32 protein-coding genes are annotated in these 26,744 nt (G+C 61.5%); 22 read left to right on the top strand and 10 right to left on the bottom strand.

All coding sequences use genetic code 11. The annotated features are described in order from the left end of the window. Window positions 1-2: 2 nt before the first annotated feature. The 8 genes from MHI61_RS31145 (at window position 3) to MHI61_RS31110 (ending at window position 4,480) form a co-directional block, all read left to right on the top strand. Window positions 3-941 carry an ABC transporter substrate-binding protein gene (locus MHI61_RS31145; protein ID WP_239793662.1) on the top strand — a complete coding sequence of 313 codons (939 nt, stop codon included), beginning with the start codon at window positions 3-5 and terminating at the stop codon, window positions 939-941. Between the two features lie 194 nt (window positions 942-1,135). Further along, window positions 1,136-1,732, top strand: coding sequence for a DsbA family protein (locus tag MHI61_RS31140; RefSeq protein WP_097606164.1), 597 nt, complete (start codon window positions 1,136-1,138; stop codon window positions 1,730-1,732). A gap of 108 nt (window positions 1,733-1,840) precedes the next feature. After that, window positions 1,841-2,401: an FMN reductase gene (gene msuE / locus MHI61_RS31135; protein WP_239793661.1), complete on the top strand. Its 561-nt coding sequence runs from the start codon at window positions 1,841-1,843 to the stop codon at window positions 2,399-2,401. A gap of 34 nt (window positions 2,402-2,435) precedes the next feature. After that, window positions 2,436-2,624, top strand: coding sequence for a hypothetical protein (locus MHI61_RS31130; RefSeq protein ID WP_239793660.1), 189 nt, complete (start codon window positions 2,436-2,438; stop codon window positions 2,622-2,624). 12 nt (window positions 2,625-2,636) lie between these two features. Further along, window positions 2,637-2,801 (top strand): hypothetical protein, encoded by a 165-nt coding sequence (locus MHI61_RS31125; RefSeq protein WP_239793659.1) that lies wholly within the window; start codon window positions 2,637-2,639, stop codon window positions 2,799-2,801. 162 nt (window positions 2,802-2,963) lie between these two features. Then, a complete protein-coding gene (locus MHI61_RS31120) occupies window positions 2,964-3,545 on the top strand; it encodes an alpha/beta hydrolase (RefSeq protein ID WP_239793658.1) in 582 nt (193 codons plus the stop codon). A gap of 11 nt (window positions 3,546-3,556) precedes the next feature. After that, complete coding sequence (locus MHI61_RS31115) at window positions 3,557-3,859, top strand: hypothetical protein (protein ID WP_239793657.1); 303 nt, start codon at window positions 3,557-3,559, stop codon at window positions 3,857-3,859. 39 nt (window positions 3,860-3,898) lie between these two features. Next, window positions 3,899-4,480: a shikimate kinase gene (locus MHI61_RS31110; protein ID WP_345774881.1), complete on the top strand. Its 582-nt coding sequence runs from the start codon at window positions 3,899-3,901 to the stop codon at window positions 4,478-4,480. Window positions 4,481-4,586: 106 nt separating this feature from the next. On the opposite strand, the gene MHI61_RS31105 is transcribed toward MHI61_RS31110, so the two are convergent. Genes MHI61_RS31105 through tauA form a run of 3 tightly spaced genes read right to left on the bottom strand, consistent with a single transcriptional unit; the run spans window position 4,587 to window position 7,295 of the window. Further along, window positions 4,587-5,441 (bottom strand): ABC transporter permease subunit, encoded by an 855-nt coding sequence (locus MHI61_RS31105; protein WP_239793656.1) that lies wholly within the window; start codon window positions 5,439-5,441, stop codon window positions 4,587-4,589. Further along, on the bottom strand, window positions 5,438-6,226 hold the full coding sequence (locus MHI61_RS31100; RefSeq protein WP_239793655.1) for an ABC transporter ATP-binding protein: 789 nt from the start codon (window positions 6,224-6,226) through the stop codon (window positions 5,438-5,440). Before MHI61_RS31100 ends, MHI61_RS31105 begins: the two co-directional genes overlap by 4 nt. Window positions 6,227-6,281: 55 nt before the next feature. Further along, a complete protein-coding gene (gene tauA, locus MHI61_RS31095) occupies window positions 6,282-7,295 on the bottom strand; it encodes a taurine ABC transporter substrate-binding protein (RefSeq protein WP_239793654.1) in 1,014 nt (337 codons plus the stop codon). Between the two features lie 200 nt (window positions 7,296-7,495). Here tauA and MHI61_RS31090 point away from each other — a divergent pair, with 200 nt between their 5' ends. Both MHI61_RS31090 and MHI61_RS31085 read left to right on the top strand, forming a co-directional pair. Further along, window positions 7,496-8,866, top strand: coding sequence for an FAD/NAD(P)-binding protein (locus tag MHI61_RS31090; protein ID WP_239793653.1), 1,371 nt, complete (start codon window positions 7,496-7,498; stop codon window positions 8,864-8,866). Window positions 8,867-9,011: 145 nt separating this feature from the next. After that, window positions 9,012-9,707 carry a GntR family transcriptional regulator gene (locus MHI61_RS31085; protein WP_239793652.1) on the top strand — a complete coding sequence of 232 codons (696 nt, stop codon included), beginning with the start codon at window positions 9,012-9,014 and terminating at the stop codon, window positions 9,705-9,707. A 218-nt stretch (window positions 9,708-9,925) separates the two neighbouring features. Here MHI61_RS31085 and MHI61_RS31080 read toward each other — a convergent pair whose 3' ends face one another. The 3 genes from MHI61_RS31080 to MHI61_RS31070 are packed head-to-tail and all read right to left on the bottom strand — an operon-like array spanning window position 9,926 to window position 11,254. After that, window positions 9,926-10,537: an ATP-dependent Clp protease proteolytic subunit gene (locus MHI61_RS31080; RefSeq protein WP_239793651.1), complete on the bottom strand. Its 612-nt coding sequence runs from the start codon at window positions 10,535-10,537 to the stop codon at window positions 9,926-9,928. A 46-nt stretch (window positions 10,538-10,583) separates the two neighbouring features. Then, the gene (locus MHI61_RS31075; protein WP_239793650.1) at window positions 10,584-10,943 is read right to left on the bottom strand and encodes a hypothetical protein; all 360 of its coding nucleotides are present in this window, start codon (window positions 10,941-10,943) and stop codon (window positions 10,584-10,586) included. Beyond that, window positions 10,940-11,254: a metalloregulator ArsR/SmtB family transcription factor gene (locus tag MHI61_RS31070; protein ID WP_239793649.1), complete on the bottom strand. Its 315-nt coding sequence runs from the start codon at window positions 11,252-11,254 to the stop codon at window positions 10,940-10,942. Before MHI61_RS31070 ends, MHI61_RS31075 begins: the two co-directional genes overlap by 4 nt. Before the next feature lie 374 nt (window positions 11,255-11,628). Here MHI61_RS31070 and MHI61_RS31065 point away from each other — a divergent pair, with 374 nt between their 5' ends. The 12 genes from MHI61_RS31065 to MHI61_RS31010 all read left to right on the top strand — a co-directional run bounded on the left by MHI61_RS31065 (window position 11,629) and on the right by MHI61_RS31010 (window position 23,088). Continuing rightward, window positions 11,629-12,231 (top strand): amino acid synthesis family protein, encoded by a 603-nt coding sequence (locus MHI61_RS31065; RefSeq protein WP_239793648.1) that lies wholly within the window; start codon window positions 11,629-11,631, stop codon window positions 12,229-12,231. Window positions 12,232-12,247: 16 nt separating this feature from the next. Continuing rightward, entirely contained in the window at window positions 12,248-13,093 is an 846-nt protein-coding gene (locus tag MHI61_RS31060; RefSeq protein WP_097606179.1) for an alpha/beta fold hydrolase, read from the top strand. Beyond that, window positions 13,090-14,025 carry a flavin reductase family protein gene (locus tag MHI61_RS31055; protein ID WP_239793647.1) on the top strand — a complete coding sequence of 312 codons (936 nt, stop codon included), beginning with the start codon at window positions 13,090-13,092 and terminating at the stop codon, window positions 14,023-14,025. Before MHI61_RS31060 ends, MHI61_RS31055 begins: the two co-directional genes overlap by 4 nt. Continuing rightward, window positions 14,022-15,062: an LLM class flavin-dependent oxidoreductase gene (locus tag MHI61_RS31050; RefSeq protein ID WP_239793646.1), complete on the top strand. Its 1,041-nt coding sequence runs from the start codon at window positions 14,022-14,024 to the stop codon at window positions 15,060-15,062. Before MHI61_RS31055 ends, MHI61_RS31050 begins: the two co-directional genes overlap by 4 nt. Window positions 15,063-15,066: 4 nt before the next feature. Further along, window positions 15,067-16,530, top strand: a complete 1,464-nt coding sequence (locus tag MHI61_RS31045) for an aldehyde dehydrogenase (protein ID WP_239793645.1) — start codon at window positions 15,067-15,069, stop codon at window positions 16,528-16,530. 4 nt (window positions 16,531-16,534) lie between these two features. Continuing rightward, complete coding sequence (locus MHI61_RS31040; RefSeq protein WP_239793644.1) at window positions 16,535-16,867, top strand: NIPSNAP family protein; 333 nt, start codon at window positions 16,535-16,537, stop codon at window positions 16,865-16,867. 40 nt (window positions 16,868-16,907) lie between these two features. Further along, on the top strand, window positions 16,908-17,918 hold the full coding sequence (locus MHI61_RS31035; RefSeq protein ID WP_239793643.1) for an ABC transporter substrate-binding protein: 1,011 nt from the start codon (window positions 16,908-16,910) through the stop codon (window positions 17,916-17,918). Window positions 17,919-18,030: 112 nt separating this feature from the next. Then, complete coding sequence (locus tag MHI61_RS31030) at window positions 18,031-18,903, top strand: ABC transporter permease (RefSeq protein ID WP_239793642.1); 873 nt, start codon at window positions 18,031-18,033, stop codon at window positions 18,901-18,903. Between the two features lies 1 nt (window position 18,904). Continuing rightward, window positions 18,905-19,705 carry an ABC transporter permease gene (locus MHI61_RS31025; protein ID WP_239793641.1) on the top strand — a complete coding sequence of 267 codons (801 nt, stop codon included), beginning with the start codon at window positions 18,905-18,907 and terminating at the stop codon, window positions 19,703-19,705. Then, window positions 19,702-20,781, top strand: a complete 1,080-nt coding sequence (locus MHI61_RS31020) for an ABC transporter ATP-binding protein (RefSeq protein WP_239793640.1) — start codon at window positions 19,702-19,704, stop codon at window positions 20,779-20,781. The genes MHI61_RS31025 and MHI61_RS31020 overlap by 4 nt, the downstream gene beginning before the upstream one ends. A 10-nt stretch (window positions 20,782-20,791) precedes the next feature. Further along, a complete protein-coding gene (locus tag MHI61_RS31015; protein WP_239793639.1) occupies window positions 20,792-22,246 on the top strand; it encodes an NAD-dependent succinate-semialdehyde dehydrogenase in 1,455 nt (484 codons plus the stop codon). A 41-nt stretch (window positions 22,247-22,287) separates the two neighbouring features. Next, window positions 22,288-23,088, top strand: coding sequence for a PhnD/SsuA/transferrin family substrate-binding protein (locus MHI61_RS31010; RefSeq protein WP_239793638.1), 801 nt, complete (start codon window positions 22,288-22,290; stop codon window positions 23,086-23,088). 12 nt (window positions 23,089-23,100) lie between these two features. On the opposite strand, the gene MHI61_RS31005 is transcribed toward MHI61_RS31010, so the two are convergent. From MHI61_RS31005 to MHI61_RS30990, 4 genes are all read right to left on the bottom strand, one after another. Beyond that, window positions 23,101-23,490, bottom strand: a complete 390-nt coding sequence (locus tag MHI61_RS31005; protein WP_239793637.1) for a RidA family protein — start codon at window positions 23,488-23,490, stop codon at window positions 23,101-23,103. Between the two features lie 14 nt (window positions 23,491-23,504). Further along, window positions 23,505-24,326: an ABC transporter permease gene (locus MHI61_RS31000; RefSeq protein WP_239793636.1), complete on the bottom strand. Its 822-nt coding sequence runs from the start codon at window positions 24,324-24,326 to the stop codon at window positions 23,505-23,507. Beyond that, window positions 24,326-25,582 (bottom strand): ABC transporter permease, encoded by a 1,257-nt coding sequence (locus MHI61_RS30995; protein WP_239793635.1) that lies wholly within the window; start codon window positions 25,580-25,582, stop codon window positions 24,326-24,328. The genes MHI61_RS31000 and MHI61_RS30995 overlap by 1 nt, the downstream gene beginning before the upstream one ends. Window positions 25,583-25,650: 68 nt before the next feature. Next, a complete protein-coding gene (locus MHI61_RS30990) occupies window positions 25,651-26,700 on the bottom strand; it encodes an ABC transporter substrate-binding protein (RefSeq protein WP_239793634.1) in 1,050 nt (349 codons plus the stop codon). Between the last annotated feature and the right edge of the window lie 44 nt (window positions 26,701-26,744).

Below are 26,744 nucleotides of genomic sequence, written 5' to 3'. Positions count from 1 at the left end.
ACGTGGCGAATTTTCTTGATATCCGCAGCTTTTTCTTCGCGGCGCTGACGGCAGCCTTGACTGGCCTCAGTGCAGCCCATGCGGCAGATGATTTTGACCTGAGCCCGCAGCAGCCGGGCAGGCTTCATGCAGCCAGGAACGATGCGGCGATCGCTGCGATCCCCAAGGATTTCAAGTTCGTCACCCCAGGCAAGTTCACCATCGCCGTCAGCCCCGGCGGCCCGCCGCTTGCGACCTATGCCACCGACGCCAAAACCGTGGTCGGCGCCGATCCCGATCACGCCTATGCCATCGCCGACAGCCTCGGCCTGACGCTGGAGATCGTGCCGGTCGCCTGGATCGACTGGTCGCTCGGCCTCACATCGGGCAAATATGATGCCGTCATCTCCAATGTCGGCGTGACCGAACAGCGCAAGGAGAAGTTCGATTTCTCCACCTATCGCCGGGGTCTGCACGGTTTCTTCGTGAAAGCCGATAGTCCCATCACCTCGATCAGCGAGCCGAAGGATGCGGCAGGCCTGAGGATCATCGTCGGCGCCGGCACCAACCAGGAGCGTATCCTGGTCAAGTGGAGCGAGGAGGATGTTGCCGCAGGCCTGAAGCCGATCGAGCTGCAATATTACGACGACGAGGCGGCGAGCCTTCTCGCGCTGCGTTCCGGCCGGGCCGATGTCATCGTCCAGCCGCACGCGCAGCTCGTCTTCATCGCGGCGCGCGACAAGAACATCAAGCGGGTGGGCACGCTGAGCGCCGGCTGGCCGGATCGATCGGACGTCGCCATCGCCACCCGCAAGGGAAGCGGGCTCGCCGATGCGCTGACCATCGCCACCAATGGTCTGATCAAGGACGGCACCTATGCCAGGATTCTCGCTCACTGGCACCTTTCGGAGGAAGCCTTGCCCGCATCCGAAACCAATCCGCCCGGTCTGCCGAAATATTGATTGTCGGAAGGCAAGTCATACCCATCAGCCATATCGGCTTCCTCACCCCGGCGACTATTCCGATGATGATCGCTTGGCGGAATCGCCCCGGAGCTCGGATGGAAAGCGCAGCCGGAAATTCGGGCCGCTTCCTGAAGGGCCGTCGACCGCGCCCATTCGGCACCAAACAACCATTTTAAGAGGAACATTCGCCAGTGACCAAATCGGTGGAATATTTCTTTTCGATCGGCTCGCCCTGGTCCCACATCGGCTTTGACGCCTTTACCGACCTGGCGGCGAAGAACGACGTCGTCGTCACGCCCTATCTGACGACCGTGGTCGAGGAGAATGGCGGCATCTTCTCGCGCAACCGCCCGGAGATCCGCCGCGCTTATTGGACGCGCGACCTCAAACGCTGGGCGCGCGTGCGTGGCAAGGAATTGCGGCTGGAACATCGGCCGGAGCTCAGCGATCCGACGCCGGCATCTCTCTTTGTGATCGCTGCCTATCTCGACGGGCAGGATTGGATTGGCGTTAGCAGGGCCCTGCAGCATGCTTTCTGGAGCGAAGCGAGGGATATCGGCAAGGCTGATGTTCGCGAGGCGATCGTGACAGCAGCAGGTTTCGATGGCGCAGCGCTTCTCAGACGCCAAGCCGATGACGACGTCCAGAACAAATGGTCGGCAGACCGCGTGCATGCGCGCGACAGCGGCGTCTTCGGTTTTCCCAGCTATGTCTATGACGGTGAGCTCTATTGGGGCCAGGACAATCTGCCCTTCCTCGAACGCCATCTCCGCGGCGACAGACCGTAAACGTCAAGACGAATGTTTTTTCAATCGAGCGCCGAAGGAGAGACGCACATTCCTTTAATCCAGTAATTTTATAGACAATATTTGAAGCAACCATAGAGAGGAAAAACCATGTCAGGTTTCAAACTCGTCGGCATTGCCGGCAGCTTCAGCCGCCCATCGAAGACACTGGCTCTTGTTCGGCATGTCGCCGAACGCGCCAGCATCAGATACGGCTTTTCGAGCAAAACCTATGATCTGCACGATCTCGGTCCGTCGCTGGGTCGCGCCTTGTGGCGCAAGGACCTCGACGAGCAGGCCAGGCGTGTCGTCGACGAGATCGTAAGGGCCGATGTGCTGATTATCGGTTCGCCGACTTACAAGGGCTCCTATCCCGGTCTTTTCAAGCACCTCATCGATCTGATCGACCCGCAGGAGCTCCGCGCGAAGCCGATCATCATTACGGCGACCGGCGGCGGCGACCGGCATGCCTTGATGGTCGAGCATCAGCTTCGGCCGCTGTTCGGTTTCTTCATGGCCCATACGCTGCCGACGGCCGTCTATGCGTCCGACCGTGATTTTGCGGATTACGCGGTTTCATCCGATGCGCTTTCGAACCGCATCGGTGAGGTGGTCGGTGAATTGTCGGCCTTCTTTCCAGAGGCAAGACCGGCAGTAGCGGCAGCCGAATAAGGCGCGCCACGAACTTCGTTCATAGGAGGCAGCGATGGATGATGCAGGTCCGCAGGGATCAAGCGAGCAAATCTGGAGCGTCTTTGAATTTGCTCGCCGATATCGGTTGGCCAAGCGCGAGGAGAACCGCCTGCTGATGCTCTACGTGCCGAGCGCATCGCTGCGCGATCTTCTCGCCAATGCGCAACGTCATTCGTTCATTCCCCAGCCTGCCGATTCCTGACAGGAGGTTCGCATGAAGCTTGATTTCCATTTCTGGCTGAAGTTTGCGATCGCCCGCTTGCGGCGCAACGCGCGGAAGCCTGCAAACGCACTGGTCAACAGCGTCGAGGAGCAGGACCGGTCGGCGCGCGAATACGAGCTCCATTATTGGGGTGCAATGCCCGGACTTTGGTATTGAGAGGGGTGTCGGGATGGCGATCGTCGTTGAGACCGGCCTCCGTCGGCAGGCTACGAGAAGAGCAACGGGAAGCGCTATGTCGCAGCTCAGGCATGCTGCCGGGATCTGCAGGGTCGCCGGTTCCTTCACCTTCCTGTTCGCGCTGGTGATCGGACTGATCTGATGAGCGAAGTCCTCATTCTCCCCGGATTATTCGGCTCTGGAGAGGGGCATTGGCAACATCACTGGCTGCAGGATCAGCCGGGAAGCCGTCGCGTCGCCCAGGACGACTGGGATCATCCAGACCTCGACAGCTGGCTGCCGCGATTGGAAGGCGCGCTTGAAGCGGCCGGTGATGCCTACTTGGTCGCCCATAGTCTCGGATGCCTGCTCGCCGCCCGGTTGGCCGGTCGAAGCGCTGCCCGGCGCGTGAAAGAGGCCCTGCTCGTGGCTCCCTGCGATCTGCCGGCCACGGAAACTCTGCATCCCGGGCATATCTCGTTCGGCGGCATGCCGACGGCGCCCCTGCCATTTCCGAGCATCGTCGTCGGCAGCATGAACGACGTTTACATGACGGTCGATCGGCTGGCTCTGTTTGGCCGCCTGTGGAAAGCCGAGACCAGGAATATCGGCCTTGCCGGCCACATCAATATCGCCAGCGGTTTTGGCCGCTGGCGAACCGGCTACCGGCTGCTGGATGCCTTGAAGAAGCGTGCCGGCGATCGAAGGCGCAATGTTTCTCCGCGGCCGGCTTTTGCGATGTGAACGGAAGCGGAATGTCCGATGTGATCGACGATCTCCTGCGCCTCAGCGAAGATCCGGATGCCGACCCGAGAAGCCGGCGCCGGCAAATTATGGAGCGCTTGGTGCAGACGCTGCTCGCCATGGTCGATGCCGAAATCGGGCCGAAAGAGACGCGACATCGCCAGTCGATCATCCATCTGATGACGATCATCCGCGACATGACGGGCAGGATCGCGGAGGCCGACGACCCGACATTTGCGGCGATCGTCAGGGAGGCCGCGATGCTGATCCGCAGCCTGCAGCGGCGCCGGACAGATGCTGCCAAGCAGCAATAGATTATTACAGCAATTTCGTAGTGGAGTTATCAGGGCGCCATGAACATGTCTCTTAATTCTCAGCCGGAGGCGGCTCTGCTCGCTGCCCTGGGTGGGCGCTGCATTGTGCTCATCGGCATGATGGGCTCGGGCAAGACATCGGTCGGCCGGCCGCTGGCGGCGCGGCTCGGGCTCGATTTTGCTGACGCCGATGCCGAAATCGAAGCGGCGCATCGTATGACGATCCCGGAAATCTTTGCCCGGCACGGCGAACCCTATTTTCGCGCCGGCGAGCGGCGGATGCTCGCGCGGCTCCTGGCCGAAGGGCCGAAAGTGGTGGCGACTGGCGGCGGCGCCTTCATGAATGCCGAGACCCGCGCGCGAATCGCGGAGCAGGGGGTGTCGATCTGGCTGAAAGCCGATTTCGACGTATTGATCCGCCGCGTGCGCCGGCGGGCCAACCGGCCGCTGCTGCAAATGCCCGATTCCGAAGGCGCCCTGCGCAAATTGATCGATGACCGTTACCCAATCTATGCCCTGGCCGACGTGACGGTGGTGTCCGACGACGGCCCGCACGAAATGGTCGCGGCGGAAGCGGTGCAGGCTTTGATGTGCTATTTGAACGTCCACCCTGCGCCGTAGGCCCGTGCGCTGGTCTTTCGGGCCGGCCCGAAGGGGAGCTCGTCGCAGACGAGCTCCCGTCGATACAGTGTGACGGGAAGCCGCTAAGCCGCTAAGCCGGTTTCCCTCAGAGCTTGCCTTTCCAGGGCACGAGGAACGCCTCCAGGAAGCGGATGGCGGCCGAGAAGGCGAAGGCGCAGATCGCGATGATGCCGATGCCGACGAAGACGACGTCGGTTGCCAGGAACTGCGATGCCGACATGATCATGAAGCCGATCCCGCGCGTCGAGGCGATCAATTCGGCGGCGACCAGCGTGCCCCAGCCGACGCCAAGGGCAATGCGGATGCCGGTGAGGATTTCGGGCAGGGCGGAGGGCAGGACGATATCGATGAACAGCTGCAGCCGGCTCGCGCCCAGCGAACGAGCGGCGTTGACGCGCTCGATCGGCAGCGAACGGACGCCCGCCTGGGCCGAGAGGCAGATCGGCGCGAACATCGCCAGCACCAGCAGCGTGATCTTCGACGTTTCGCCGATGCCGAGCCAGATGATCATCAGCGGCAGGTAGGAGAGGGGCGGAAGCGGCCAGTAGAACTCGATCGGCGCATCGAGCACGCCTTTCGCCCAGCGGTTCAGACCCATGAGCAGTCCGAGCGGAATGCCGGCGGAGATGGCGATGAGGGCTGCGACGACGATGCGGAACAGGCTCGCAAGGATGTGCTCGGACAGCGACGCGCCGGCGTAACCTTCGCGATAGATGGCGCCGATCTGTGTCAGCACCTCGTCCGGACGCGGCAGGAACAGGTGCGGCACGACACCCAGCGCGGAGACGAGCCACCACAGCAGCAATATCGCCAGGGCGGTGGCAACGCTGATCACCACCGTCGATTTCTCGCCGGCGCCGAAGCTTGCCATCTTCACCAGCTTGACGTGGCGGTTCTCTCTCTGCGCCGCAACCGGCGATGTCTGCGCTATATCGCTCATGCGGCACTCCTCAAATCTTCGCTGCTGTGGAGAATGGCGCGGATCTCCTCGCGCAGCTCGGCAAATTGCGGCGACGCCTTGATCGACCGGGCGTCGCCGGTCTCGGCGAAGCGACGGATGAAATCGAGATCGAAGCGAGCGACGACGCGCCCCGGCCGAGGCGACATGACGAGGACCTGCGTGCCGAGAAACAGCGCCTCTTCGATCGAATGGGTGATGAAGAAAATCTTCTTCGCCGTCTTGTTCCAGACGGAAACCAGCAGTTCCTGCATCTGCTCGCGGGTCAGGCTGTCGAGCGCGCCGAACGGCTCGTCCATAAGCAGAATATCCGGATTGGTCGCAAGAGCCCGGGCGATGCCGACCCGTTGGCGCATGCCGCCCGACAGCTCGTAGGGAAAGGCATTGGCGAATTCGTCGAGACCGACGAGCCGGAGCAGTTCGAGCGCGCGCGCTTGCCGCTCCTTGCGGTTGACGCCGGCAAATTTCAGGCCGAGCGCGACATTGTCGGCCACCGATTTCCAGGGCAGCAGCGAATCTTTCTGAAAGACGACGCCGCGATCGGCGCCTGGCCGTTCGACCGCGCGGCCGTCGAGCGTGATCCGGCCGTCCGACAGCGGAAGGAAACCGGCAATTGCGTTGAGAAGGGTTGATTTGCCGCATCCCGAGGCGCCGAGCGCCACCACCAACCCCCGTTCGGGAATATCGAAGGAAACGCGATCGAGCGCATGGACGGTTCGCCCGTCGCGGGCTGCGAAGAAAACGCTGGCGTGATCGACTTTAAGCATGGTGCCGCTCGCAGGTTCGATGCCGGCGCGACAGGCGCGCCGGCATCAGGGAGGATCAGTTGCTGACGGCGGTAAGCGCGTCTGCGGTGACGAAGGTGCCGTAATTTTCCAGCACGCCGGAGATCTTGCCCTGTTCCTTCAGGAACGATGCCGTGTCCTTGAGGATCTTGCCGGCGCCCGCCTTTTCGCCGCCGCCGAGCCAGGCGTCCGACGCCTGGACCTCGGGCGTCAGCAGCGTCAGGTTTTTGAGCGCCGAGGCCTGCTGCTCGGCCGTTCCGCCGAGAAGCTTGGCGAGCGACTTGGCGTTATCGCTGTCGGAACCCCAGGCGGCTTTGTCCGATGCGAAGGAAGCGTAGTATTTGTTGATGACCGAGGCGAAGCCCTTCAGGAATTCCGGGTTGTCGGCGGCAAATTTCGAGGTTGCCACCCAGGCCGAGAATGTCGGCGCACCCTTGTCCGCGACGTCCTTGGAGGTCACCAGAACCTTTCCGTTCTTCTTGAGTTCGGTCAGCGCCGGATCCCAGACGAAGCCGCCATCGATATCACCGCGGTTATAGCTCGCGACGATCTCGGGCTGCGGGATTGCGAAGACCTGGACGTCCTTCTCGGTCAGGCCGAGCGATTTGATCAGCGCCAGAAGCTGATAGTGGTCCGTGGAAACGGGCGCGGCGGCGAGCTTCTTGCCCTTCAGATCGTTCAGGCTTTCGATGCCCGAGCCGTTGCGGACGACGAGAGCCTCGTCGATGCCGGAGATGGAGGCGAGGTAGAAGGCCTTGACCTCCAGCCCGCGCGAGACCGCAGCCGCAAACGGGCTGGAGCCGACATAACCGACCTGGACGTCGCTGGACGCGATGGCGGCAAAGATTTCGGCGCCTGAATTGAACCTGCGGAAATCGATGTCGTATCCGGTATCCCTGGCGAATTCGCCGTTGGCGATCGCCACCGAAGACGGCAAGGCATCGGTTTGATAGCCGACGACGACCTTCTTGTCCGCCGCCTCAACGGCGATTGCCGTTGCAAGAGTGCCGACGCCCAAGGCAATCGCGGCAACCAAATTCTTGAAATTCATCCTGAGCCCCTTTGTTTGCGGGCCACTCGGCCCCTTGATCCACCTTCAAAAGGGTAATCGTCGAGAAGGGGCTGGCGGGAGGAATAACAAACTATATTTATAGACTATAGAGATAATTGTTTTCGTGATTCTGCCGCTTGAGTGATCCCCGGGTCGGGGTGCGACAAGAGCCGGCGTTTCGGAGCTTCGGGGAGAATGCGTTGATATACGATGTGATCGTCGTCGGTTCCGGTTTTTCAGCGATCGCTGTGACCTGCAATCTCATCGAGCAGCTTCCCGCTTCGGCGAAGGTTGCCGTCGTCGGCGACGATCCCGGTTTCGGGCGCGGGACGGCATATAGGACGGAGCTCTATCTCCATCGGCTCAACGTTCCCGCCGGCCGCATGAGCCTGCTGCCGCATCATCCCGACGACTTCGTCCAGTGGCTGAAGGCTCATGGACGCCAGCTGCAGGCCGGCGATTTCGCCTCGCGCAGCGATTACGGGCTTTATGTCAGGGATACGCTTGCGCGGCTGCTGCGCAAGCGGGAGGGGCGCTGCCGGGTCGATTTCATCAAGGCCAAGGCGACAGGATGCGTGGAGCGTTTCACGAGCACGCTCGCCTTCCACCTCGGCAATGGCGACGAGATTGCCGGGAGGAATGTGGTGCTCTGTCTTGGCGTCGGAAACGCGAACCTTCCGGTCGATCCGGCTGGCGTCCCGCCATTTTTGCGATCGCGGATCGTCGAGAACCCGTGGCGGCTCTCCTGGCTGAGGCGCGTCGCACCGTCCGATGTCGTCTGCATCCTCGGCTCCGGCCTGACGATGATCGATCAGGTTCTCGCGCTTCGCGCCCATGGCCACAGAGGCAGGATCGACGTGCTTTCGCGGCGCGGCTTGGCGCCGCTCGGACATGCAAGGACGCCGCCGGCGCCCCTGCCGATCGACGTTCACGCGCTTCCCGCCACGATCAGCGGCCTGTTGAAGATCTTGCGGGAAAAGAGCAGGGAGGTCGCCGACTGGCGGAGCGTGATGGACGGCCTGAGGCCGGTGACGCAGGCTCTCTGGCAACGGCTTTCGAACGAGGAGCGGGCACGATTCCTCAGCCATGCGCTTCGCTGGTGGAATATCCACCGGCACCGGGTCGCGCCCGACGTGTTCGCCGGGTTCGAGAAATTGGTCTCGGACGGAACCGTTCGCTTCCACGCGGGCTTCATGAGATCGCTCGAGGCCAGGGAAGGCAGGCTCATTGTTGGCTACAGGGTCAGGGCCAAGCGTGAGATCGCCGAGATCAAGACGGACTGGCTGGTCAACTGCACGGGAATGGAGCGCGCCGGGATCAGCCATTCGCCGCTTCTGAAGGAAATGAGCCGGTTTCAGCTGATCGTTCCCGATCCGCTCGGCCTCGGCATTCAGGTGGATGCGGCTTCCGAGGTGACTGCTCCGTCCCGGATCTCGCCAGCGCGGCTGTTTGCCGTCGGCGCCTTGACGGCGGGACAATTCTGGGAGATCACCGCCGTCCCTGACATCCGGCTGCAGGCGAAGGCGGTGGCCGAAGAGATCGTCGGGGCGAGACCCAATTCCGACGAATAGGCTGACAATCTCGGGATCGGCACGGTGCTGTTGAATTGCCGGCCGCCGACAGCTACAGTATTTGGTAGGCCATAATACGATTCCTGAATTCGGCTGCCGCAGTAAAGCTTGAGCCTGCGAAGTCAACCCAACACTGAGGTACGGTATGAGCGGTGCTCTGAAGGACGCAGCAATCAGGGTCGAGCGTCCTGCGAAGACATTGCGGGAACTGGCACTCGACAAGGTCCGCGAGGCCATCGTCAACGGATACTTCCGTCCTGGAGACCGGCTTGTCGAGCGCGACCTCTGCGCCCAGCTCGGCGTCAGCCGAACGGTGGTGCGCGAGGTTCTGAGACATCTGGAATCGGAAGGGCTCGTCGCCAATCTGCCGAACAAGGGACCGATCGTCGCCCAGCTGGATATCGAGGAAGCCAAACAGATCTATGAGATCCGCGGTGCGCTCGAAGGCATGGCGGCGCGGCTCTGCGCAGAACGCGGCAGCCCCGAGATCGTCGCCGCGCTCGATGAATCCCTGACCGCAATCCGCAACAGCTATCGCGACCACGATATGGCCGGCGTGCTGGCCAATACCTCTTCCTTCTATCAAACGCTGTTCACCATGGTCGACAGGCATGTCGCCTGGGGCGTCGTCAACCTCCTCACCGTGCGCATCAACCACCTGCGCTCGATGACGATCAAGACGGAACGGCGCGGTATCGAAGGGCCGTTGCAGATGTCGAAGATCGTCGATGCCATCCGCCGCGGCGACGGCGAGGGAGCCCAGCAGGCGGCGATGGATCATGTCGCAGCGGCAAGTGCCATTGCCGAAGCGGTGCTGTCCGCTCAGAAGCCCGCCGGATAGGTCAGGGCGCTGCTGCGGTCTTCGCAGGAGACGGTAGCGAGGCCGTGTGCCGCATCGCCATTTGTCGATGCCTGTTAATGTTCAGGGCCTCGTCGGCGGAACGTGATCGCGAATAGCGGAAGATTTCGGCAAAATCGCTGCCTGAGCATCGGCACGAATATGCGCGTTGCAAAACTCAGGCGCAAGATTCCAACTTTTGTTGGGATTTGCGCGACAGGTTATAGGCTTTCCGTGTCTTCCCGAACCTTTAGAATACGGTCGATAAGACCCCATTCCAATGCTTCTTCCGCCGTCATGAAACGGTCGCGATCCATCCCGCGCTCAAAGTCTTCATAGGAGCGTCCGCAATGCTCCGCGTAGAGCCGCGTCATGCGCTGCTTGGTCCTGAGGATTTCTTCGGCGTGAATCAGCATGTCCGAAGCCTGCCCTTGGAAGCCACCGGAGGGCTGGTGAATGAGGATACTGGCGTTGGGCAATGCAGCTCTTTCGCCGGCCTCGCCTGCCATCAGCAGGAACGATCCCATTGACCGGGCTGTCCCCATACAAAGCGTATGAACCGGCGCGCGGATAAAGCGCATGGTGTCATACATTGCGAGGCCGCTGGTCACGACACCGCCCGGCGAATTGATGTAAAGATTGATCGGCTTCTTTGGATTCTCGGCCTCAAGAAACAGCAATTGCGCGCAGACCAGAGCGGAGACGGTATCGTTAACCTCGCCGTTGAGGAAGATGATGCGTTCGCGCAAAAGCCGGGAGTAAATGTCAAAAGACCTCTCCCCTCTGCTGGATTGTTCTATCACCATAGGGACGAGTTGCATCGCTTCGCGCATCGGCGAACTCCAATCTTCCAGAAATCAAAGGGGAGAGCTTGCCGCGTCAGGCGGCGAGCATGAGGGGCGGACTGTTGCTGTTCGCGGCCGTTTCCGCCATCCGGTCAAGCCTCGCGTCGGTTAGCTCGTGGATAATGCGCAGGCGGGTGCCGCCGGTCGCGTTCGGGACGATCGTGAACGTCACCGTGCTTTCAAGGAAAGGTGGAGCGTCGTCGCGCAGGCTATAACGGACTTCCTCGCCAGGTGTGATAGTGGCCGGTTCGGGATCGGCTAAAGCGTCTTTTGGCAACCAGTTTTCCCGAAATTCGGGGATGCTGATTGCACGCCAGACCTTTTGCGGCGGTTCATCCAGATCGAATTCCAGTTCGATGCCGTCCTTCTGCTCGGTGGCCTTTCCGTCGTTCATTGGTCCATATCCTTCAGCAAGACCTTGAGAGCTTCGATGCGGGCAGGCCAGTAGGCACGATATTTCGCCAACCATTGTGCGATGAGAGCCAGTCCCTCCGGGTCGACTTCATAATTCACGAAACGCCCCTGCCGTTTTTCCCTCACGAGCTTTGCGCTCCGCAAAACCGAGAGGTGTTGCGACATTGCCGGCTGACTGATCTCCATGCCCGCGCGCAAGGCGCTGGCGTTCATGCCGCCCGCCGCCAGTTTCTCGAAGATCGCGCGGCGGGTCGGGTCGGCCAAGGCTCGGAAAATGTCATTCTCGATCATGCAGACACATAAGCATAGACTTATGCGATTCGCAAGTCTGCTTCGCCACGGGCTTTTCCGTTGTCCCGCAACACACCGGCCCAATTCCAAACGGAATTCGCGAGCATGATCCGCGCAATTCACGAGGATCCATACTCCCCGCTTGACACACCCAACTTTTCTCAATGTGATGGTATGCCATATTAAATAATATATAAGGCGGCATCATATGAACTGAGATGGCTGTCGCGGCCCTGTCGTCGGAACCTGTGCCCGGTCAACTGACAAGCCTTTGTTTTAAATAAATATTTTTTGGGCGTCATCTACGCATGAACGAACTTGACACTCTTATATTATGGTATACCATAATATGGAATCGAAAATTAAGGTATCTCATGACCATTCAAATTCGCAAGACGGGACTGCAAATCGAAACGACGCTGATCGAGGGCGGCAAGGCCGCGGCGGTGCCGCTGAAGCTGTTTACTGCCTTCGCGGTGGTGAAGAACCCTTGGGCGGGCCGCGGCTTTGTCGAAGATCTCAAGCCCGAGATTCACGCCGGCGCTCCGGTTCTCGGTGAGTTGCTGACCAGGATGATCATCGATGCCGTCGGTTCCGGTGATGCCGTCGAAGGCTACGGCAAGGCCGCCGTCGTCGGTTTGGACGGTGAGATCGAACATGCCTCCGCGCTCATCCACACGCTGCGCTTCGGCAATTTTTATCGCCAGGCTGTCGGCGCCAAGTCCTATCTCGCCTTCTGCAACACGCGCGGCCCCGCCAACGCGCCGGTCATGATCCCGCTGATGGACAAGAACGACGAAGGCCGCCGTTCACATTATCTGACCATCCAAACGGCGATCCCCGACGCGCCTGCCGCCGACGAGATCGTCGTGGCGCTTGGCGCTTCGGTGGGCGGACGTCCTCATCACCGCATCGGTGACCGCTATCAGGATCTGAAGGATCTTGACCAGGACGTCGCCAACCCTGCGGGCGTTTGAAAGGGTGGGCTCTGAGATGCTGACAGCCGGATCGATCTCAGGCGCCGCTGCAGCAAAGAGCGCGGCCGGTGACTTGCCTCGAAAGAAGACGGCAGGCGGAACGGCCTATCACGAGGCCGGCAGCGGTGAGCCGCTGGTCCTCATTCATGGTGTCGGCATGCGGCTCGAGGCCTGGGCGCCGCAGATCGCCTTTTTGTCGGCCGGCCATCGCGTCATCGCCGTCGACATGCCGGGACATGGTGAGAGCGCAAAGCTGCCGGCGGGCAGCCGTCTTGAGGAGTTCGTCGCCTGGTTCGGGCGGTTTCTCGACGAAATGGCGATCGACAGGGTGAATGTTGCCGGCCATTCCATGGGTGCGCTGGTATCGGGAGGGGCGGCGGCGACGTTCGGCGAACGGATCAGCCGTGTCGCTTACCTCAACGGCGTCTACAGGCGCGACCAGCAAGCAAAGGCTGCCGTGCTCGCACGGGCCGCGGCCATTCCGGTAACGGGCGTCGACAAGGAGGGTCCCCTGGCTCGCTGGTTCGGCGATGATGCAGACAGCGTCGTTGCCCGCGAACTGACGCGGAAATGGCTGAGCCTGGTCGATCCGGAAGGCTATGCGGTCGCTTACGCCGCTTTTGCCGGCGGAGACGACACCTATGCCGATCGCTGGAAAGACGTGGCTGGTCCGGCCTTGTTTCTGACAGGCTCCGACGATCCAAACTCGACGCCTCTGATGGCAGGGCAGATGGCGGCGCTTGCGCCCAAGGGCTGGGTCCGCATCGTCGAAGGCCATCGTCACATGGTGAACCTGACCGCGCCTGATATCGTCAATTCGCTGCTCGCCGAGTGGCTGTCGTTCGGGGAGGATGAACGATGACAATCCAGACTGTCGACCCAAGAGCATTGCGCGATGCCTTCGGAGCTTTTCCGACCGGCGTGACCGTCGTCACCGCCTGCGACGGGGAGGGGAATCCGATCGGTTTCACCGCGAACTCCTTCACCTCGGTCTCGCTCAATCCGCCGTTGCTGCTCGTCTGCCTTGCCAAGACCTCGCGCAATTTCGCCATCATGACCGGAGCGCCGCATTTCGCGATCAATGTGCTCTCGGAAACGCAGAAGGACGTGTCGAACACCTTTGCGCGGCCGGTCGAAGACAGGTTCGCGGCGGTCGAATGGGCCAAGGGATCGGCGGGCTGCCCGATCTTCTCGAATGTCGCGGCCTGGTTCGAATGCGCCATGGAACAGGTCATCGAGGCCGGCGACCACGTCATCCTGATGGGCCGCATCGAGGCTTTCGACAATAGCGGCCGCAATGGTCTCGGCTATGCCCGTGGCGGTTATTTCACGCCGACGCTCGCAAGCAAGGCGGTGTCTGCGGCAGCTGAGGGCAATATCGAACTTGCGGCCGTCGTCGAGCGCCGCGGAGAAGTTCTGCTGCTGGGCGACGATGTACTCTCCCTGCCAAGCGTCGATGCCCATGACGGCAACCCGACCGATGCTTTGCAAGAATATCTGGAGACGCTCACCGGGCTGAAGGTCAGCATCGGCTTTCTCTATTCGGTCTATGAGGGCAAGAGCGACGGCAAGCAGCACATTGTCTATCACGCCGTTGCCGGCGACGGCGAGCCAGCCGGCGGCAGGTTCGTAAAACCTGACGCCTTGGCTGCAGCAAAGTTCAAGACCAGCTCGACCGCCGATATCGTCAACCGCTTCACGATGGAAAGCTCGATCGGCAATTTCGGCGTCTATTTCGGCGACGAGACCGGCGGCAAAATTCATCCCATTCCAGCCAAGGGCGCAAAAGCATGAAATTCTCCCTCTTCGTCCATATGGAGCGGCTCGACGCCAGCCAGAGCCACAAGAGCCTCTATGAGGAATTCGTCGCGCTCTGCGAGATCGCCGACAAGGGTGGCATGCATGCGATCTGGACGGGCGAGCATCATGGCATGGATTTCACCATTGCCCCCAATCCGTTCGTGACCATTGCCGATCTCGCCCGCCGCACGTCGCGGGCAAGGCTCGGGACGGGAACGGTGATCGCCCCATTCTGGCATCCGATCAAGCTTGCCGGCGAAGCGGCGATGACCGACATCATCTGCGACGGCAGGCTCGATATCGGCATTGCCCGCGGCGCCTACTCCTTCGAATATGAGCGTCTGCTGCCCGGCCTCGACGCCTGGGGCGCCGGCCAGCGCATGCGCGAGCTCATCCCGGCGATCAAAGGAATCTGGAACGGCGACTACGCCCATGATGGGGAGTTCTTCAAGTTCCCCGCGACCACCTCGGCGCCGAAGCCGCTGCAGCAGCCGAACCCGCCGATCTGGGTTGCCGCGCGCGATCCGAATTCGCATGAATTTGCCGTCGCCAACGGCTGCAACGTTCAGGTGACGCCGCTCTGGCAGGGTGATGACGAGGTCCAGTCGCTGATGGACCGCTTCAACGATGCCTGCGCCAAGAACCCCGATGTCGAGCGGCCGAAAATCATGCTGCTGCGCCACACCTATGTCGGCTCGTCGGAAGAAGACGTCGCCCAGGCCGCCCATGAACTCAGCGTCTACTACAACTACTTCTTCGCCTGGTTCAAGAATGAGAAGCCGATCAGCCAAGGCCTGATCGAGCGGATCCCGGACGAGCAGATCCGCGCAAACGCGATGCTGTCGGACGACGTCATGCGCACGAACAATGTCGTTGGCAACGTGCAGACCGTCATCGACCGGCTCAAGGCCTATGAAGCCCTCGGCTACGACGAATATTCCTTCTGGATCGACACCGGGATGAGTTTCGAGCGCAAGAAGGCGTCGCTCGAGCGTTTCATAGCCGAAGTCATGCCGGCATTTCAGGAGTAGGACCATGCGGCGTTTCCAGCATTATATCGACGGCGAATTCTCGGACGGCGAGGCTTCCTATCCGAGCATCGATCCGGCGTCCGGCACGGTCTGGGCGGAAATGCCCGAAGCGCGCGAGAATGATGTCGACCGAGCTGTGAACGCTGCCGACAGGGCGCTCTCCGAAGGCCCCTGGGCGAAGATGACGGCCACCCAACGCGGCAAGCTGCTTTACAAGCTCGCCGACCTGGTTGCCGCCAACGCCCCGATTCTGGCGGAGCTGGAGACGCGCGACACCGGCAAGATCATCCGCGAAACATCCGCGCAGATCGCCTATGTTGCCGAATATTATCGTTATTATGCCGGCATATCAGACAAGATCGAAGGCTCTTACCTGCCGATCGACAAGCCCGACATGGACGTCTGGCTTCGCCGCGAGCCGATCGGCGTTGTCGCCATGGTGGTGCCATGGAACAGCCAGCTCTTCCTGTCGGCGGTCAAGATCGGCCCGGCGCTTGCGGCCGGCTGCACCATGGTGGTCAAGGCCTCGGAAGACGGGCCGGCGCCGCTTCTCGAATTCGCGCGGCTGGTACATGAAGCGGGCTTTCCCGCCGGCGTCCTCAACATCATCACCGGCTTCGGCGCCTCCTGCGGCGCGGCACTTGGCCGTCACCCGAAGGTCGCGCATGTCGCCTTCACCGGCGGCCCGGAAACCGCGCGGCACGTCGTGCGCAATTCGGCCGAAAACCTCGCCTCCACCTCGCTCGAACTCGGCGGAAAATCACCCTTCATCGTCTTTGCCGACGCCGACCTCGAAAGTGCGGCCAACGCCCAGGTCGCGGGCATCTTCGCGGCGACGGGGCAGAGCTGTGTTGCCGGCTCGCGGCTGATCGTCGAGCGCAGCGTCAAGGACAGGTTCGTCGCGCTGCTGCGTGAGAAGGCGGAAGCGATCCGGATCGGCGCGCCGCTCGATATGGCGACCGAAGTCGGCCCGCTTGCCACCAAGCGCCAGCAGGACAATATCGGCGCCCTTATCGAGAGATCGATCGAAAGCGGCGCCCGCCTCGTCACCGGCGGACGCAAGATCGATGGCGACGGCTATTATTTCCCGCCGACGATCCTCGATTGCGACGAAGTCGCGTCGCCCTCGCTGATCGAGGAATTCTTCGGGCCGGTCCTCTCTGTCGTCTCGTTCGAGACCGAGGCCGAGGCGCTGAGGCTTGCCAACGACACCCGCTACGGCCTGGCTTCCGGCATTTTCACCCAGAACCTTACCCGGGCGCACCGGCTGATGAAGGGCATCCGCGCCGGCATCGTCTGGGTCAACACCTACCGCGCCGTCTCGCCGATCGCGCCCTTCGGCGGCTTCGGCCTTTCGGGCCACGGCAGGGAAGGCGGCATGGCCGCGGCGCTCGATTATACCCGCACCAAGACGATCTGGCTCCGGACCTCCGACGATCCGATCCCCGATCCTTTCGTGATGAGGTGACGCGATGTTTTACGAGGTCCGCACCTATCGGCTGAAGAACGGAACGATCCCGCAATATCTCAAGGTGGTCGAGGAAGAAGGGATCGAAATCCAGAAGAGCCATCTCGGCACGCTGGTCGGCTACTTTTTCTCGGAGATCGGGACGATCAACGAGATCGTTCACATCTGGGCCTTTACGAGCCTGGACGACCGGGAGGCGAGACGCCAGCGGCTTCTGGCCGATCCCCGATGGCAGACCTTCCTGCCCAAGATCCGCGACCTGATCGAGGTGGCGGAAAACAAGATTATGAAGCCGGCAAGCTTCTCTCCCGGGGAGCGAGGCGCGCTGACGGCATAAGGCATACCCGTAGGACAAACCACAACAGGGATAAGGGAACATGAAAACGACATTTGCTTTCGCGGCGGTTGCCGCATTCGTGGCGGTCTCCGCGTCAGCGCACGCCGACAGCATGGTCTTCTCGAGCTGGGGCGGAACGACCCAGGATGCGCAGAAGGCGGCATGGGCAAGCCCGTTCACCGAGAAAACAGGCATCACCGTCGTGCAAGACGGCCCGACCGACTACGGCAAGCTCAAGGCCATGGTCGAGGCCGGCGAAGTCAACTGGGATGTCGTCGACGTTGAAGGCGATTATGCAGCCCAGGCCGGCAAGAACGGCCAGCTCGAGAAGCTCGACTTTTCCGTCATCGACAAATCGAAGCTCGATCCGCGCTTCGTCACCGACTATTCGGTCGGCAGCTTCTATTATTCCTTCGTCATCGGATGCAATGTCGATGCCGTCAAAGCCTGCCCGAAGACATGGGCCGACCTGTTCGACACGACGAAATTTCCCGGCAAGCGCACATTCTACAAGTGGTCGGCTCCCGGCGTGATCGAAGCGGCGCTACTTGCCGACGGCGTGCCTGCCGACAAGCTTTATCCGCTCGATCTCGACCGCGCCTTCAAGAAGCTCGATACGATCAAGTCGGATATCATCTGGTGGTCTGGCGGCGCCCAGTCGCAGCAGCTGCTGGCCTCTGCCGAGGCGCCCTTCGGCAGCGTCTGGAACGGCCGCATGACGGCGCTTGCGGCGACCGGCATCAAAGTTGAAACCTCCTGGGAGCAGAACATCACCGCTGCCGATGCGCTCGTCGTGCCGAAGGGCGCGCCGAATGTCGAGGCCGCGATGAAATTCATCGCGCTGGCAACCTCGGCAGAACCGCAGGCTGCCCTTGCAAAGGCTACGGGATATGCGCCGATCAACCTCGACTCCGCCAAGCTGATGGACCCGGAAACCGCCAAGACGCTGCCGGATCAGCAGACCGCAAGCCAAGTCAATGCCGACATGAACTACTGGGCTGATAATCGCGATGCCATCGGCGAGAAGTGGTACGCCTGGCAGGCGAAATAGTCCGAAACTGGAGATGAACGGGCACGGCGAAAATTCGCCGTGTCTCCTGCAGCGGCGGTACCCGTCCATTGGACCTCGCCGCTGCGGAAATTGACGGGTGGGAAGGACTGTCATGTCGACGTATAGCGACGCCTCCGGCGCAATCATGCCTCTGCCGAAGATACGCAGGGCAACAGGACTTGGCGGGGTCGTTCCGGCTCTTGCCTTCGTGGGCGTCTTTTTTGTCGCGCCGGTGGCGATACTGCTTCTGCGCAGCGTATTGGAGCCCGTTCCGGGCCTTGGAAACTATGCCCAGCTGATCGGCTCTGCCACCTATCTCAAGATTTTCGCCAATACCTTCATCGTCTCAGGTTTCGTCACCGTGATTTCGCTTGCGATCGGATTTCCCGTCGCCTGGGCGCTGGCAATCATGCCCGGTCGGCTGAGCACGGTCATCTTTGCGATCCTGCTGCTCTCGATGTGGACCAACCTTTTGGCCCGCACCTATGCCTGGATGGTGCTTTTGCAACGCACCGGGCTCATCAACAAGATGCTGATGGGAATGGGCCTGATCGACCAGCCGCTGGCGCTTGTCAACAATCTGACCGGCGTGACGATCGGCATGACCTATATCATGCTGCCTTTCATCATCCTGCCGCTCTACGGCGTGATCAAGAAGATCGATCCGTCGACGCTGCAGGCGGCAGCCCTTTGCGGCGCCAATCGCTGGCAGTGTCTGATACGTGTTCTCCTGCCGCTCGCCATGCCCGGCATGGCGGCAGGCGCACTCATGGTCTTCGTCATGTCGCTCGGCTATTTCGTCACGCCGTCGCTTCTCGGCGGTACCGCCAACATGATGCTTGCTGAGCTGATCGCGCAGTTCGTGCAGTCGCTGGTCAACTGGGGTATGGGCGGTGCGGCGGCGCTGGTGCTCCTGGTCGTGACGCTCTCGCTTTATGCCATGCAGCTGCGTTTCTTCGGCAATCAGAACCCGGGAGGACGTTGATATGCTGCTCAATTTCGACCGTCTCGGCTGGTGGAAATACGTCCTGCTCGCTATCACGCTTCTGACCGCAGCCTTTCTGCTGCTGCCGATCGTCTTCATCGCGGCACTGTCCTTCGGTTCCTCGCAGTGGCTGATCTTTCCGCCGCCGGGCTGGACCTTCCAGTGGTACAAGGAACTCTTCGCTGATCCGCGCTGGCTGGAATCGGCTTTGACGAGCTTCAAGATCGCCGTCATCGTCACGGTTCTGTCGGTGCTGCTCGGGCTCGTCACATCTTTCGGCCTGGTGCGCGGTTCGTTCATGTTCCGCGATGCGCTGAAGGCGCTATTTCTGACGCCGATGATCCTGCCGGTCGTGGTTCTCGCCGTTGCCCTCTACGCCTTTTTTCTCAGGATCGGCCTTGGCGGCACCTTGATCGGCTTTGTCATTTCGCATCTCGTGCTGGCACTGCCCTTCTCGATCCTATCCATATCAAGCGCGTTGGAGGGCTTCGACAAGTCGATTGAGGACGCGGCCGTGCTTTGCGGCGCCTCACCCTTGGAAGCGAAGATCAGGGTCACTCTTCCGGCGATCAGCCATGGACTGTTTTCGGCCGCCGTCTTTTCGTTCCTGACATCCTGGGATGAGGTGGTGGTGGCGATCTTCATGTCCAGCCCGACCCTGCAGACGCTGCCGGTGAAGGTATGGGCGACGCTGCGGCAGGACCTGACGCCTGTTGTCGCTGCCGCATCGACCCTTCTCATCCTTTTGACGATCATGTTGATGGCGCTGGTTGCCGTCGTACGTAAGGTACTGAAACAATGAACGAACCATTCCTTCAGATCCGCGGAATACGCAAGGAATACGGCCCAGTGGTCGCCGTGCACGACGTCAATCTCGATGTCCGGCGCGGTGAATTCCTGACTTTCCTCGGTCCGTCCGGATCCGGCAAGAGCACGACGCTCTACATCCTGGCCGGCTTTGAAAACCCGACCAGAGGCGACATTACGCTCGAGGGCAAGACGCTGCTCGCCACGCCGTCGCACAAGCGCAATATCGGCATGGTGTTCCAGCGCTACACCCTGTTTCCGCATCTGACGGTCGGCGAAAACATCGCCTTTCCGCTGAAGGTCCGGCGCAAGTCCAGGGCCGAGATCGACAGCAAGGTGAAGGAGATGCTGCGCCTCGTCCGGCTCGAAGGCTTCGAGGATCGCAAGCCGGCGCAAATGTCCGGCGGTCAGCAGCAGCGTGTCGCCCTTGCCAGGGCTCTTGCCTATGATCCGCCGGTGCTGCTGATGGACGAGCCGCTGTCGGCGCTCGACAAGAAGCTGCGCGAGGAAATCCAGCATGAGATCCGCCGCATCCATCAGCAGACGGAAGTGACGATCCTTTACGTCACGCACGACCAGGAAGAGGCGCTGCGGCTCTCCGACCGCATTGCCGTCTTTTCCAAGGGCGTCATCGACCAGATCGGTACGGGCCCGGAGCTCTACGCCAATCCCAAGACGCGCTTTGTTGCCGAATTCATCGGCGACAGTGATTTCATTTCATGCGACCTGGTGTCGTCCTCCGACGGACAAGCCACCATAGCGCTCGGAGGCGGAACCATCTTCAACCAGATTCCGGTGCATGGAAAAGGGACCTCCGGCGCAAGGGCGGCGCTGATGCTGAGGCCGGAGCGCATTCGGTTGTCGCGCGCGAGAGCCGCCGGCGCGGGCCTTGCCGCGACGGTCAGCGACATTACCTTTCTCGGCAACAACATCCACGTCTCGACGGAGACGGCGACAGGCGAGGCGCTTTCGGTTCGCTTGCCGTTCGGTCATGAGGCTATTGCCGGGCTCAATCGTGGAGATATAGTCCATCTCGATTTCGATCCCGGCGCCGCTCACGTATTCTGTTGAAAGTTGTCCCATGAAACTCAATGATCCCTCGCTGTTCCGCCAGGCATGCCCCATCGCCGATCGCTGGATCGAAGCGGAAGGTCGCGCGTCGGCAATGGTCCGCAATCCGGCGACAGGTGAGGTGTTGGGTGCGGTCCCTGATTTCGGTGCGACGGAAACCGAAGATGCCATCCAGGCCGCCGCCTTCGCCCAGAAGCTTTGGGCGAAGAAGACCGCCGGAGAGCGCGCTGCCGTTCTCAAGACTTGGCATCGCCTGATGATCGAAAACCGTGACGATCTGGCAATGATCCTGACGCTGGAGCAGGGAAAGCCCTTGGCTGAAGCCAAGGGGGAAATCACCTATGGTGCGAGCTTCATCGAATGGTTTGCCGAAGAAGCACGACGCATCAACGGCGAGATCGTACCGGGGCATCAGCCGGACAAGCGCATCCTTGTGCTGCGCCAGCCGGCCGGCGTGGTGGCGGCGATCACGCCGTGGAACTTTCCGAACGCGATGATTACGCGCAAGATTGGGCCCGCGCTTGCCGCCGGCTGCGCCGTCGTTCTCAAGCCAGCGCTGCAGACACCATTCTCCGCAATCGCGATCGCCGTCCTCGCAGAGCGCGCCGGCCTGCCGGCGGGGCTCCTCAACATTGTCACGGGTGACGCAGCCGCAATCGGCGGGGCGCTGACCGCCAGCCGCGACGTTCGGGTCCTGACGTTCACCGGCTCCACCCGGACGGGCGAGCTGCTTTACCGGCAATGCGCGCCGACGATCAAGAAGCTCGGCCTCGAGCTCGGCGGCAATGCACCCTTCATCGTATTCGATGACGCCGATCTCGACGCGGCGGTCGAAGGAGCAATCATCGCCAAATTCCGCAACAACGGCCAGACCTGCGTCTGCGCCAACCGGCTTTATGTCCAGGACGGTGTCTACGAGGCATTTGCAGCCAAGCTGGCCGAGGCCGTTTCGCAGTTGAAGGTCGGCAACGGTCTGGAGCGCGACGTCGTGCTTGGCCCGCTCATCGACGACAATGCCGTTGCCAAGGTCGAAAGCCATATTCAGGACGCCGTGGCAAAGGGTGCCGGGATCGTAACGGGAGGCAAGCGCCACGCGCTTGGCGGCCATTTCTTCGAGCCGACCATTCTGCGTGACGTTGCTGCCGGCATGCAGGTGGCGCGTGAGGAAACCTTTGGGCCGCTTGCGCCGCTTTTCCGGTTCCGCGACGAGCAGGATGTCATCGAGCAGGCAAATGACACCGAATTCGGACTTGCCTCCTATTTTTACGCGCGTGATCTGTCGCGGGTCTTCCGCGTGGCCGAGGCGCTCGAATATGGAATGGTCGGGGTCAATACCGGTCTCGTGTCCACCGCCGAAGCGCCGTTCGGCGGCGTCAAGATGTCGGGTCTTGGCCGCGAAGGCTCCAGGCACGGATTGGACGAATATACCGAGCTCAAATATGTATGCCTAGGCGGCATTGCCTGATTTCGATCGGCGACTGTGCTTCGCCGCAAAGAAAGATCGGCATGCATCTCGTCAGCATCTCGATGTATCTCACATCCCGGCCGCTCGCGGAGGCGACGGCCGAGCTCTGGTCGTTCCTGAGGCATTATCTCTCGCAAGCAGGTCTCACTGGCCTGCCTGAAGCACTCGATCAGACGGTTCCCTATGACGAAGTCTGGCTGAGGCCGGATCTTCTTCTGTCGCAGGCATGTGGCTATCCTTTTGCCACGAGTCTGCGCGGCCGGGTGCGGCTGGTGGCCACTCCCATATATAGCCATCCCGGCTGCGATGGGCCGCTGATGCGCAGCTTCATCGTTGTCCGGAAGAATTCTCCCGTTCGCGTGCTGGAGGATTTGCGCGGTACCACCGCTGCGATCAACGCTCCTGACAGCAACTCCGGGAGCAATCTCTTTCGCGCCGCCGTCGCTCCGCTTGCGCGCAACGGCGGCTTCTTTGGCCGGATAATCGAAACAGGCAGCCACGGCGGCAGCATTGCCGCCGTTATCGAGGGCAGGGCAGAAAGCGCGGCCATCGATTGTATCACTCTTGAGAATATCCGCCGGTTCGATCCCGCCGAGGTCGAGGGTATCCGTATCATCGCCGAAACGCCAAAGGCTCCCGGTCTGCCATTCATCACGCACGGCAATGCATCGAGCCAAATAATCCTCCTCCTCCGACGTGCTTTGGATGCTGCCATCAGAGAGCCGTCATTGGCGACCATGCGCGCCACGCTTGGACTCGTTGATTTTGCCGTCCTTTCCGACGCCGACTACGAGCCGCTTTTATCGTTAGCTGTCGACACGTTGCCCCAACTGAGAGCGTGAGTTTTTCAATGCCTATTGGCCTCGGCGGAATGACGCGGGTGCCGCGTCAGCCCCGGCCACTGCGATAATACCGATTTCCACGGCGAATTCCGGCGCGGCAAGTCTTGCCTCGACGGTGGCGCGCGCCGGCGCATGGCCGGATGGCACCCAGTCGTCCCAGACGGCATTCATGTCTTCGAATGTCGACATGTCGGCAAGCCAGATCGTCGCGCTGAGGATTCGTGTCGGATTGCTGCCAACGCCGTCCAGGAGTCGAGTGATCCGTGTCAGGATATTGGTCGTCTGCTCGCGGATGGACGCGCCCGGCGCGTCGACTGCGACCTGGCCTGCGAGGAAGACGAAGCCGCCACAGGTGACGGCCTGGCTCATCCGTTTTCCGGTCTCGTAACGTTCGATCTGCATGCTCGCCTCCTTCATCAATCCCTGTGCGCAATCTTCTGGCGTTCGGCGCGTCGCTGCAGCCATTGGATGGTGGCGAGGAACAGCGTCGAAAAGAGGATGAGGAGAGTGGCGACGGCGGCGATCGTCGGGCTCAGCGTTTCCCGCACGCCGCTCCACATCTGCCGCGGCAGCGTGCGTTCCTCGGAACCGGCGATGAAGAGCGCAATCACCACTTCGTCGAACGACGTCACGAAGGCGAAGAGGGCGCCGGAGGCCACGCCCGGGGCGATGACCGGCAGCATGATGCGCAAGGTCGCCTCGACAGGGGTCGCGCCGAGACTGGACGCCGCCCGCATCAGATTGTGATCGAAGCTTGCAAGCGTGGCGGTGACGGTGATCACCACGAAGGGCGCTCCGATCGCCGTATGCGCCAGCACCAGCCCGGTCAGGCTGTTGAGCAGCCCGACGGCAGCGAAGGCGTAATAGATGCTGACCGCCGACACGATGACCGGCACGATCATCGGCGAGATCAGAATGGCGGTCAGCGTTGCCCGCGCCGGACAGGAGGGCCGGCTGAGGCCGATCGCGGCAAGCGTGCCGAGAAAGGTCGACAGGACAGTGGCGCAGACGGCGACGATGCTGCTGTTCCTCAGCGCCAGCTGCCAGACGTTGGAATCGAAGAATTCGCGGTACCATCTGAGCGACAAGCCGGGCATCGGGTAGGTGAAGAACGGCTCGGCGTTGAAGGAGAGCGGCACGATCGCGACGATCGGCGCGATCAGGAACAGGATCACCAGGCCGCCGGCCAGCCACAGGAGGATGGAAAACAGTCGCGGGAAAGACAGGAAGTTGGTCATCAGCCTATCCTCAGCCGGTCGATGCCGACGATGCGATTATAGACGGCGTAGAGGATGAGCACCGCCACCAGCAGGATCGTGCTCAAAGCCGCCGCCATGCCCCAATTGGTGACCTGGTTGGAATAATAGACGATGAAATAGCTCACCATCTGGTCTCCCGGCCCGCCGACCAGCGCCGGCGTGATGTAGTAGCCGAGCGCCAGGATGAAGACGAGCAGGCCGCCGGCACTGACTCCCGGCATGCTCATCGGCAGGTAGATGCGGAAGAAGGCCGATATGGGCGGCGCGCCGAGCGACGAGGCGGCCCTCACATAGACCGGCGGTATGCTCTTCATGACGCTGTAGATCGGCAGCACCATGAAGGGCAGCAGAATATGGGTCATGGCGATCAGGACGCCGATGCGATTGTAGATCAGGTCGAGGGGTTGCGACGGATCGACCAGGCCCAGCCAGATGACCGCCGAGTTGATCACGCCGCGCCCCTGCAGCAGCACGACCCAGGCGCTGGTGCGCACCAGAAGCGAGGTCCAGAACGGCAGCAGCACCAGGATCAGCAGCGTATTGGCAACGGCGCCTTTTGAGCGGGCGATCAGGGCGGCGAGGGGATAGCCGAGGAACAGGCAGATCACGGTGACCGACGCGCTGACGACGAAGGTGCGGATCAGCACATCGACATGCACGGCATTCTCCGCCGAGACCCTGCCGATCGAGCCCGAGGCGTCGCGCTCCAGATCGAGCGAGGCGAGCAGGTAGTAGTCGGTGAAGGGCGGCGACGCGTTCTTGATGATCGTCCAGTAATGCGGGGTCTCCCATTTGGGATCGATGGCAACGAAGGCGGCCTTGTAGGGCGGCTCGGCGTTGCGGATGGTGCGCGCGGTCTTCAAGAGCATCGAGCGCATGCCCGTCTCGTAATAATTGAGACGTTTGGCCACCTCGGCGATCTGATCGCGGGGTGATTGTTTCAGATCGGCAGCGAAGGCGGCAAACAGCGCTTCGTCCGGCGCGGATCCTCCATCCCAGGCCGAAAGCGCTGACATCGTGTAGGGCAGGGCGGCGGACGCCGCCCTGTTGTCGACCGCGCGGGTCAACAGCAGGGCGATGGGCAGGACGAAGACGAGCAGCAGGAAGACCAGCAGAGGCGCGACCAGCAGCAGCGCTTTCAGCTGCGCCTTGCTTTTCGCATTGCCGAGGCTATTCACCCGTATGTCGGCGGCAATCATCGAGCCGTCGCCTTCATTCATTGTCGCGGTCACCATCGCTCATGCCTTTTGCGGTAGAGAAAGGGGCGGACGAAGCCGGGGGACTATTCGCCCGCCCGACGAGGTTACTGTGCGAGCCACTTGTTGAAGCGTTCGGTCAACTCCTCGTCATGGTCGGCCCAGAACTCCGAGGAGACGACAAACGCGTTCTTCGTATTCTCCGGTGCTGTCGGCAGATCGGCGAGAATGTCCGGCGGAACCTTGGCGATGGCCGCCTTCAGGGTCGGGCCATAGGAGATATATTTCGACTGCTGCGCCATCACGTCGGGATTGACGGTGAAGGCGACGAATTTGTCCGCCAGTTCCTTGTTCTTCGAACCTTTCGGCTCGGCCCAGAGATTGAAGTCCATTCCTTGGCCGTCCCAGACGATCTTGAAGTTCTTGCCGCTGTTCTTGACGGCATCGTAGATGCGGCCATTCCATGCGGTGGTCATCACGACTTCGCCGTCGGCGAGAAGCTGCGGCGGCTGCGCGCCTGCCGTCCACCAGACCTTCACATCCTTCTTGATCGTGTCGAGCTTCTTGAAGGCGCGGTCGACGCCCTCCGGCGTCCCGAGCACGTTATAGACCTCGGCGGGTTTGACGCCGTCGGCAATCAGGGCGAATTCCAAGGTGGTCTTCGGCGACTTGCGCAAGGCGCGCGGCCCAGGGAACTTGGCCGTATCGAACAGATCGGCCATCGTCGTCGGCCCGCCATTCGGGAATTTGGCGGCATCATAGGCATAGATGGTGCCGAAAACGATCGTCGCGACGGCGCAATCCATCGCGGCGCCGTCGATGAAGGCGTCCTTGCCGCCGAGCTTCGAATAGTCGATCGTTTCCAGCCAGCCTTCGTCGCAGCCTTGCAGCGCATGGCTGGGTTCGACATCGACGACATCCCAGGTCACCTGGCCGGTTTCGACCATGCCCTTAAGCTTGGCGGTCGAGCCGTCCCATTCGTCCTGGAGAATCTTGGTGCCGGTTTCCTTGGCGAAGGGCTTGAAGAAGGCCTCCTCCTGGCTCTTCGTATAGGCGCCGCCCCACGATGTGACGGTCAGGGTGTCCTCGGCAAATGCGGCTCCGGCGGTCGCAAGAGCGATGACGGAACTGAGAAGCATGCAGTTTAAACGCATCATGATGGTTCCCCTTTTTGTTGCTGCGTTTACGAAAGAATGAGCAC

This window comes from Rhizobium sp. K102 (genome assembly GCF_022385315.1).
Lineage (GTDB): Bacteria > Pseudomonadota > Alphaproteobacteria > Rhizobiales > Rhizobiaceae > Rhizobium > Rhizobium croatiense.
This window is presented reverse-complemented; position numbering and strand designations above follow the sequence as displayed.

Excerpts from the sequence above, each read along its gene's own strand:
- MHI61_RS31105 (WP_239793656.1), bottom strand. The coding sequence starts at position 5,441 with ATGAGCGATATAGCGCAGACATCGCCGGTTGCGGCGCAGAGAGAGAAC.
- MHI61_RS31040 (WP_239793644.1), top strand. The coding sequence starts at position 16,535 with ATGTTTTACGAGGTCCGCACCTATCGGCTGAAGAACGGAACGATCCCG.
- MHI61_RS31020 (WP_239793640.1), top strand. The coding sequence starts at position 19,702 with ATGAACGAACCATTCCTTCAGATCCGCGGAATACGCAAGGAATACGGC.
- MHI61_RS31030 (WP_239793642.1), top strand. The coding sequence starts at position 18,031 with ATGTCGACGTATAGCGACGCCTCCGGCGCAATCATGCCTCTGCCGAAG.
- MHI61_RS31055 (WP_239793647.1), top strand. The coding sequence starts at position 13,090 with ATGACAATCCAGACTGTCGACCCAAGAGCATTGCGCGATGCCTTCGGA.
- MHI61_RS31115 (WP_239793657.1), top strand. The coding sequence starts at position 3,557 with ATGTCCGATGTGATCGACGATCTCCTGCGCCTCAGCGAAGATCCGGAT.
- MHI61_RS31010 (WP_239793638.1), top strand. The coding sequence starts at position 22,288 with ATGCATCTCGTCAGCATCTCGATGTATCTCACATCCCGGCCGCTCGCG.
- MHI61_RS31015 (WP_239793639.1), top strand. The coding sequence starts at position 20,792 with ATGAAACTCAATGATCCCTCGCTGTTCCGCCAGGCATGCCCCATCGCC.
- MHI61_RS31000 (WP_239793636.1), bottom strand. The coding sequence starts at position 24,326 with ATGACCAACTTCCTGTCTTTCCCGCGACTGTTTTCCATCCTCCTGTGG.
- MHI61_RS31075 (WP_239793650.1), bottom strand. The coding sequence starts at position 10,943 with ATGAACGACGGAAAGGCCACCGAGCAGAAGGACGGCATCGAACTGGAA.
- MHI61_RS31070 (WP_239793649.1), bottom strand. The coding sequence starts at position 11,254 with ATGATCGAGAATGACATTTTCCGAGCCTTGGCCGACCCGACCCGCCGC.
- MHI61_RS31050 (WP_239793646.1), top strand. The coding sequence starts at position 14,022 with ATGAAATTCTCCCTCTTCGTCCATATGGAGCGGCTCGACGCCAGCCAG.
- MHI61_RS31110 (WP_345774881.1), top strand. The coding sequence starts at position 3,899 with ATGAACATGTCTCTTAATTCTCAGCCGGAGGCGGCTCTGCTCGCTGCC.
- MHI61_RS31065 (WP_239793648.1), top strand. The coding sequence starts at position 11,629 with ATGACCATTCAAATTCGCAAGACGGGACTGCAAATCGAAACGACGCTG.
- MHI61_RS31060 (WP_097606179.1), top strand. The coding sequence starts at position 12,248 with ATGCTGACAGCCGGATCGATCTCAGGCGCCGCTGCAGCAAAGAGCGCG.
- tauA (WP_239793654.1), bottom strand. The coding sequence starts at position 7,295 with ATGAATTTCAAGAATTTGGTTGCCGCGATTGCCTTGGGCGTCGGCACT.
- MHI61_RS31085 (WP_239793652.1), top strand. The coding sequence starts at position 9,012 with ATGAGCGGTGCTCTGAAGGACGCAGCAATCAGGGTCGAGCGTCCTGCG.
- MHI61_RS31035 (WP_239793643.1), top strand. The coding sequence starts at position 16,908 with ATGAAAACGACATTTGCTTTCGCGGCGGTTGCCGCATTCGTGGCGGTC.
- MHI61_RS30990 (WP_239793634.1), bottom strand. The coding sequence starts at position 26,700 with ATGATGCGTTTAAACTGCATGCTTCTCAGTTCCGTCATCGCTCTTGCG.
- MHI61_RS30995 (WP_239793635.1), bottom strand. The coding sequence starts at position 25,582 with ATGGTGACCGCGACAATGAATGAAGGCGACGGCTCGATGATTGCCGCC.
- MHI61_RS31045 (WP_239793645.1), top strand. The coding sequence starts at position 15,067 with ATGCGGCGTTTCCAGCATTATATCGACGGCGAATTCTCGGACGGCGAG.
- MHI61_RS31100 (WP_239793655.1), bottom strand. The coding sequence starts at position 6,226 with ATGCTTAAAGTCGATCACGCCAGCGTTTTCTTCGCAGCCCGCGACGGG.
- MHI61_RS31025 (WP_239793641.1), top strand. The coding sequence starts at position 18,905 with ATGCTGCTCAATTTCGACCGTCTCGGCTGGTGGAAATACGTCCTGCTC.
- msuE (WP_239793661.1), top strand. The coding sequence starts at position 1,841 with ATGTCAGGTTTCAAACTCGTCGGCATTGCCGGCAGCTTCAGCCGCCCA.
- MHI61_RS31080 (WP_239793651.1), bottom strand. The coding sequence starts at position 10,537 with ATGCGCGAAGCGATGCAACTCGTCCCTATGGTGATAGAACAATCCAGC.
- MHI61_RS31120 (WP_239793658.1), top strand. The coding sequence starts at position 2,964 with ATGAGCGAAGTCCTCATTCTCCCCGGATTATTCGGCTCTGGAGAGGGG.
- MHI61_RS31005 (WP_239793637.1), bottom strand. The coding sequence starts at position 23,490 with ATGCAGATCGAACGTTACGAGACCGGAAAACGGATGAGCCAGGCCGTC.
- MHI61_RS31130 (WP_239793660.1), top strand. The coding sequence starts at position 2,436 with ATGGATGATGCAGGTCCGCAGGGATCAAGCGAGCAAATCTGGAGCGTC.
- MHI61_RS31125 (WP_239793659.1), top strand. The coding sequence starts at position 2,637 with ATGAAGCTTGATTTCCATTTCTGGCTGAAGTTTGCGATCGCCCGCTTG.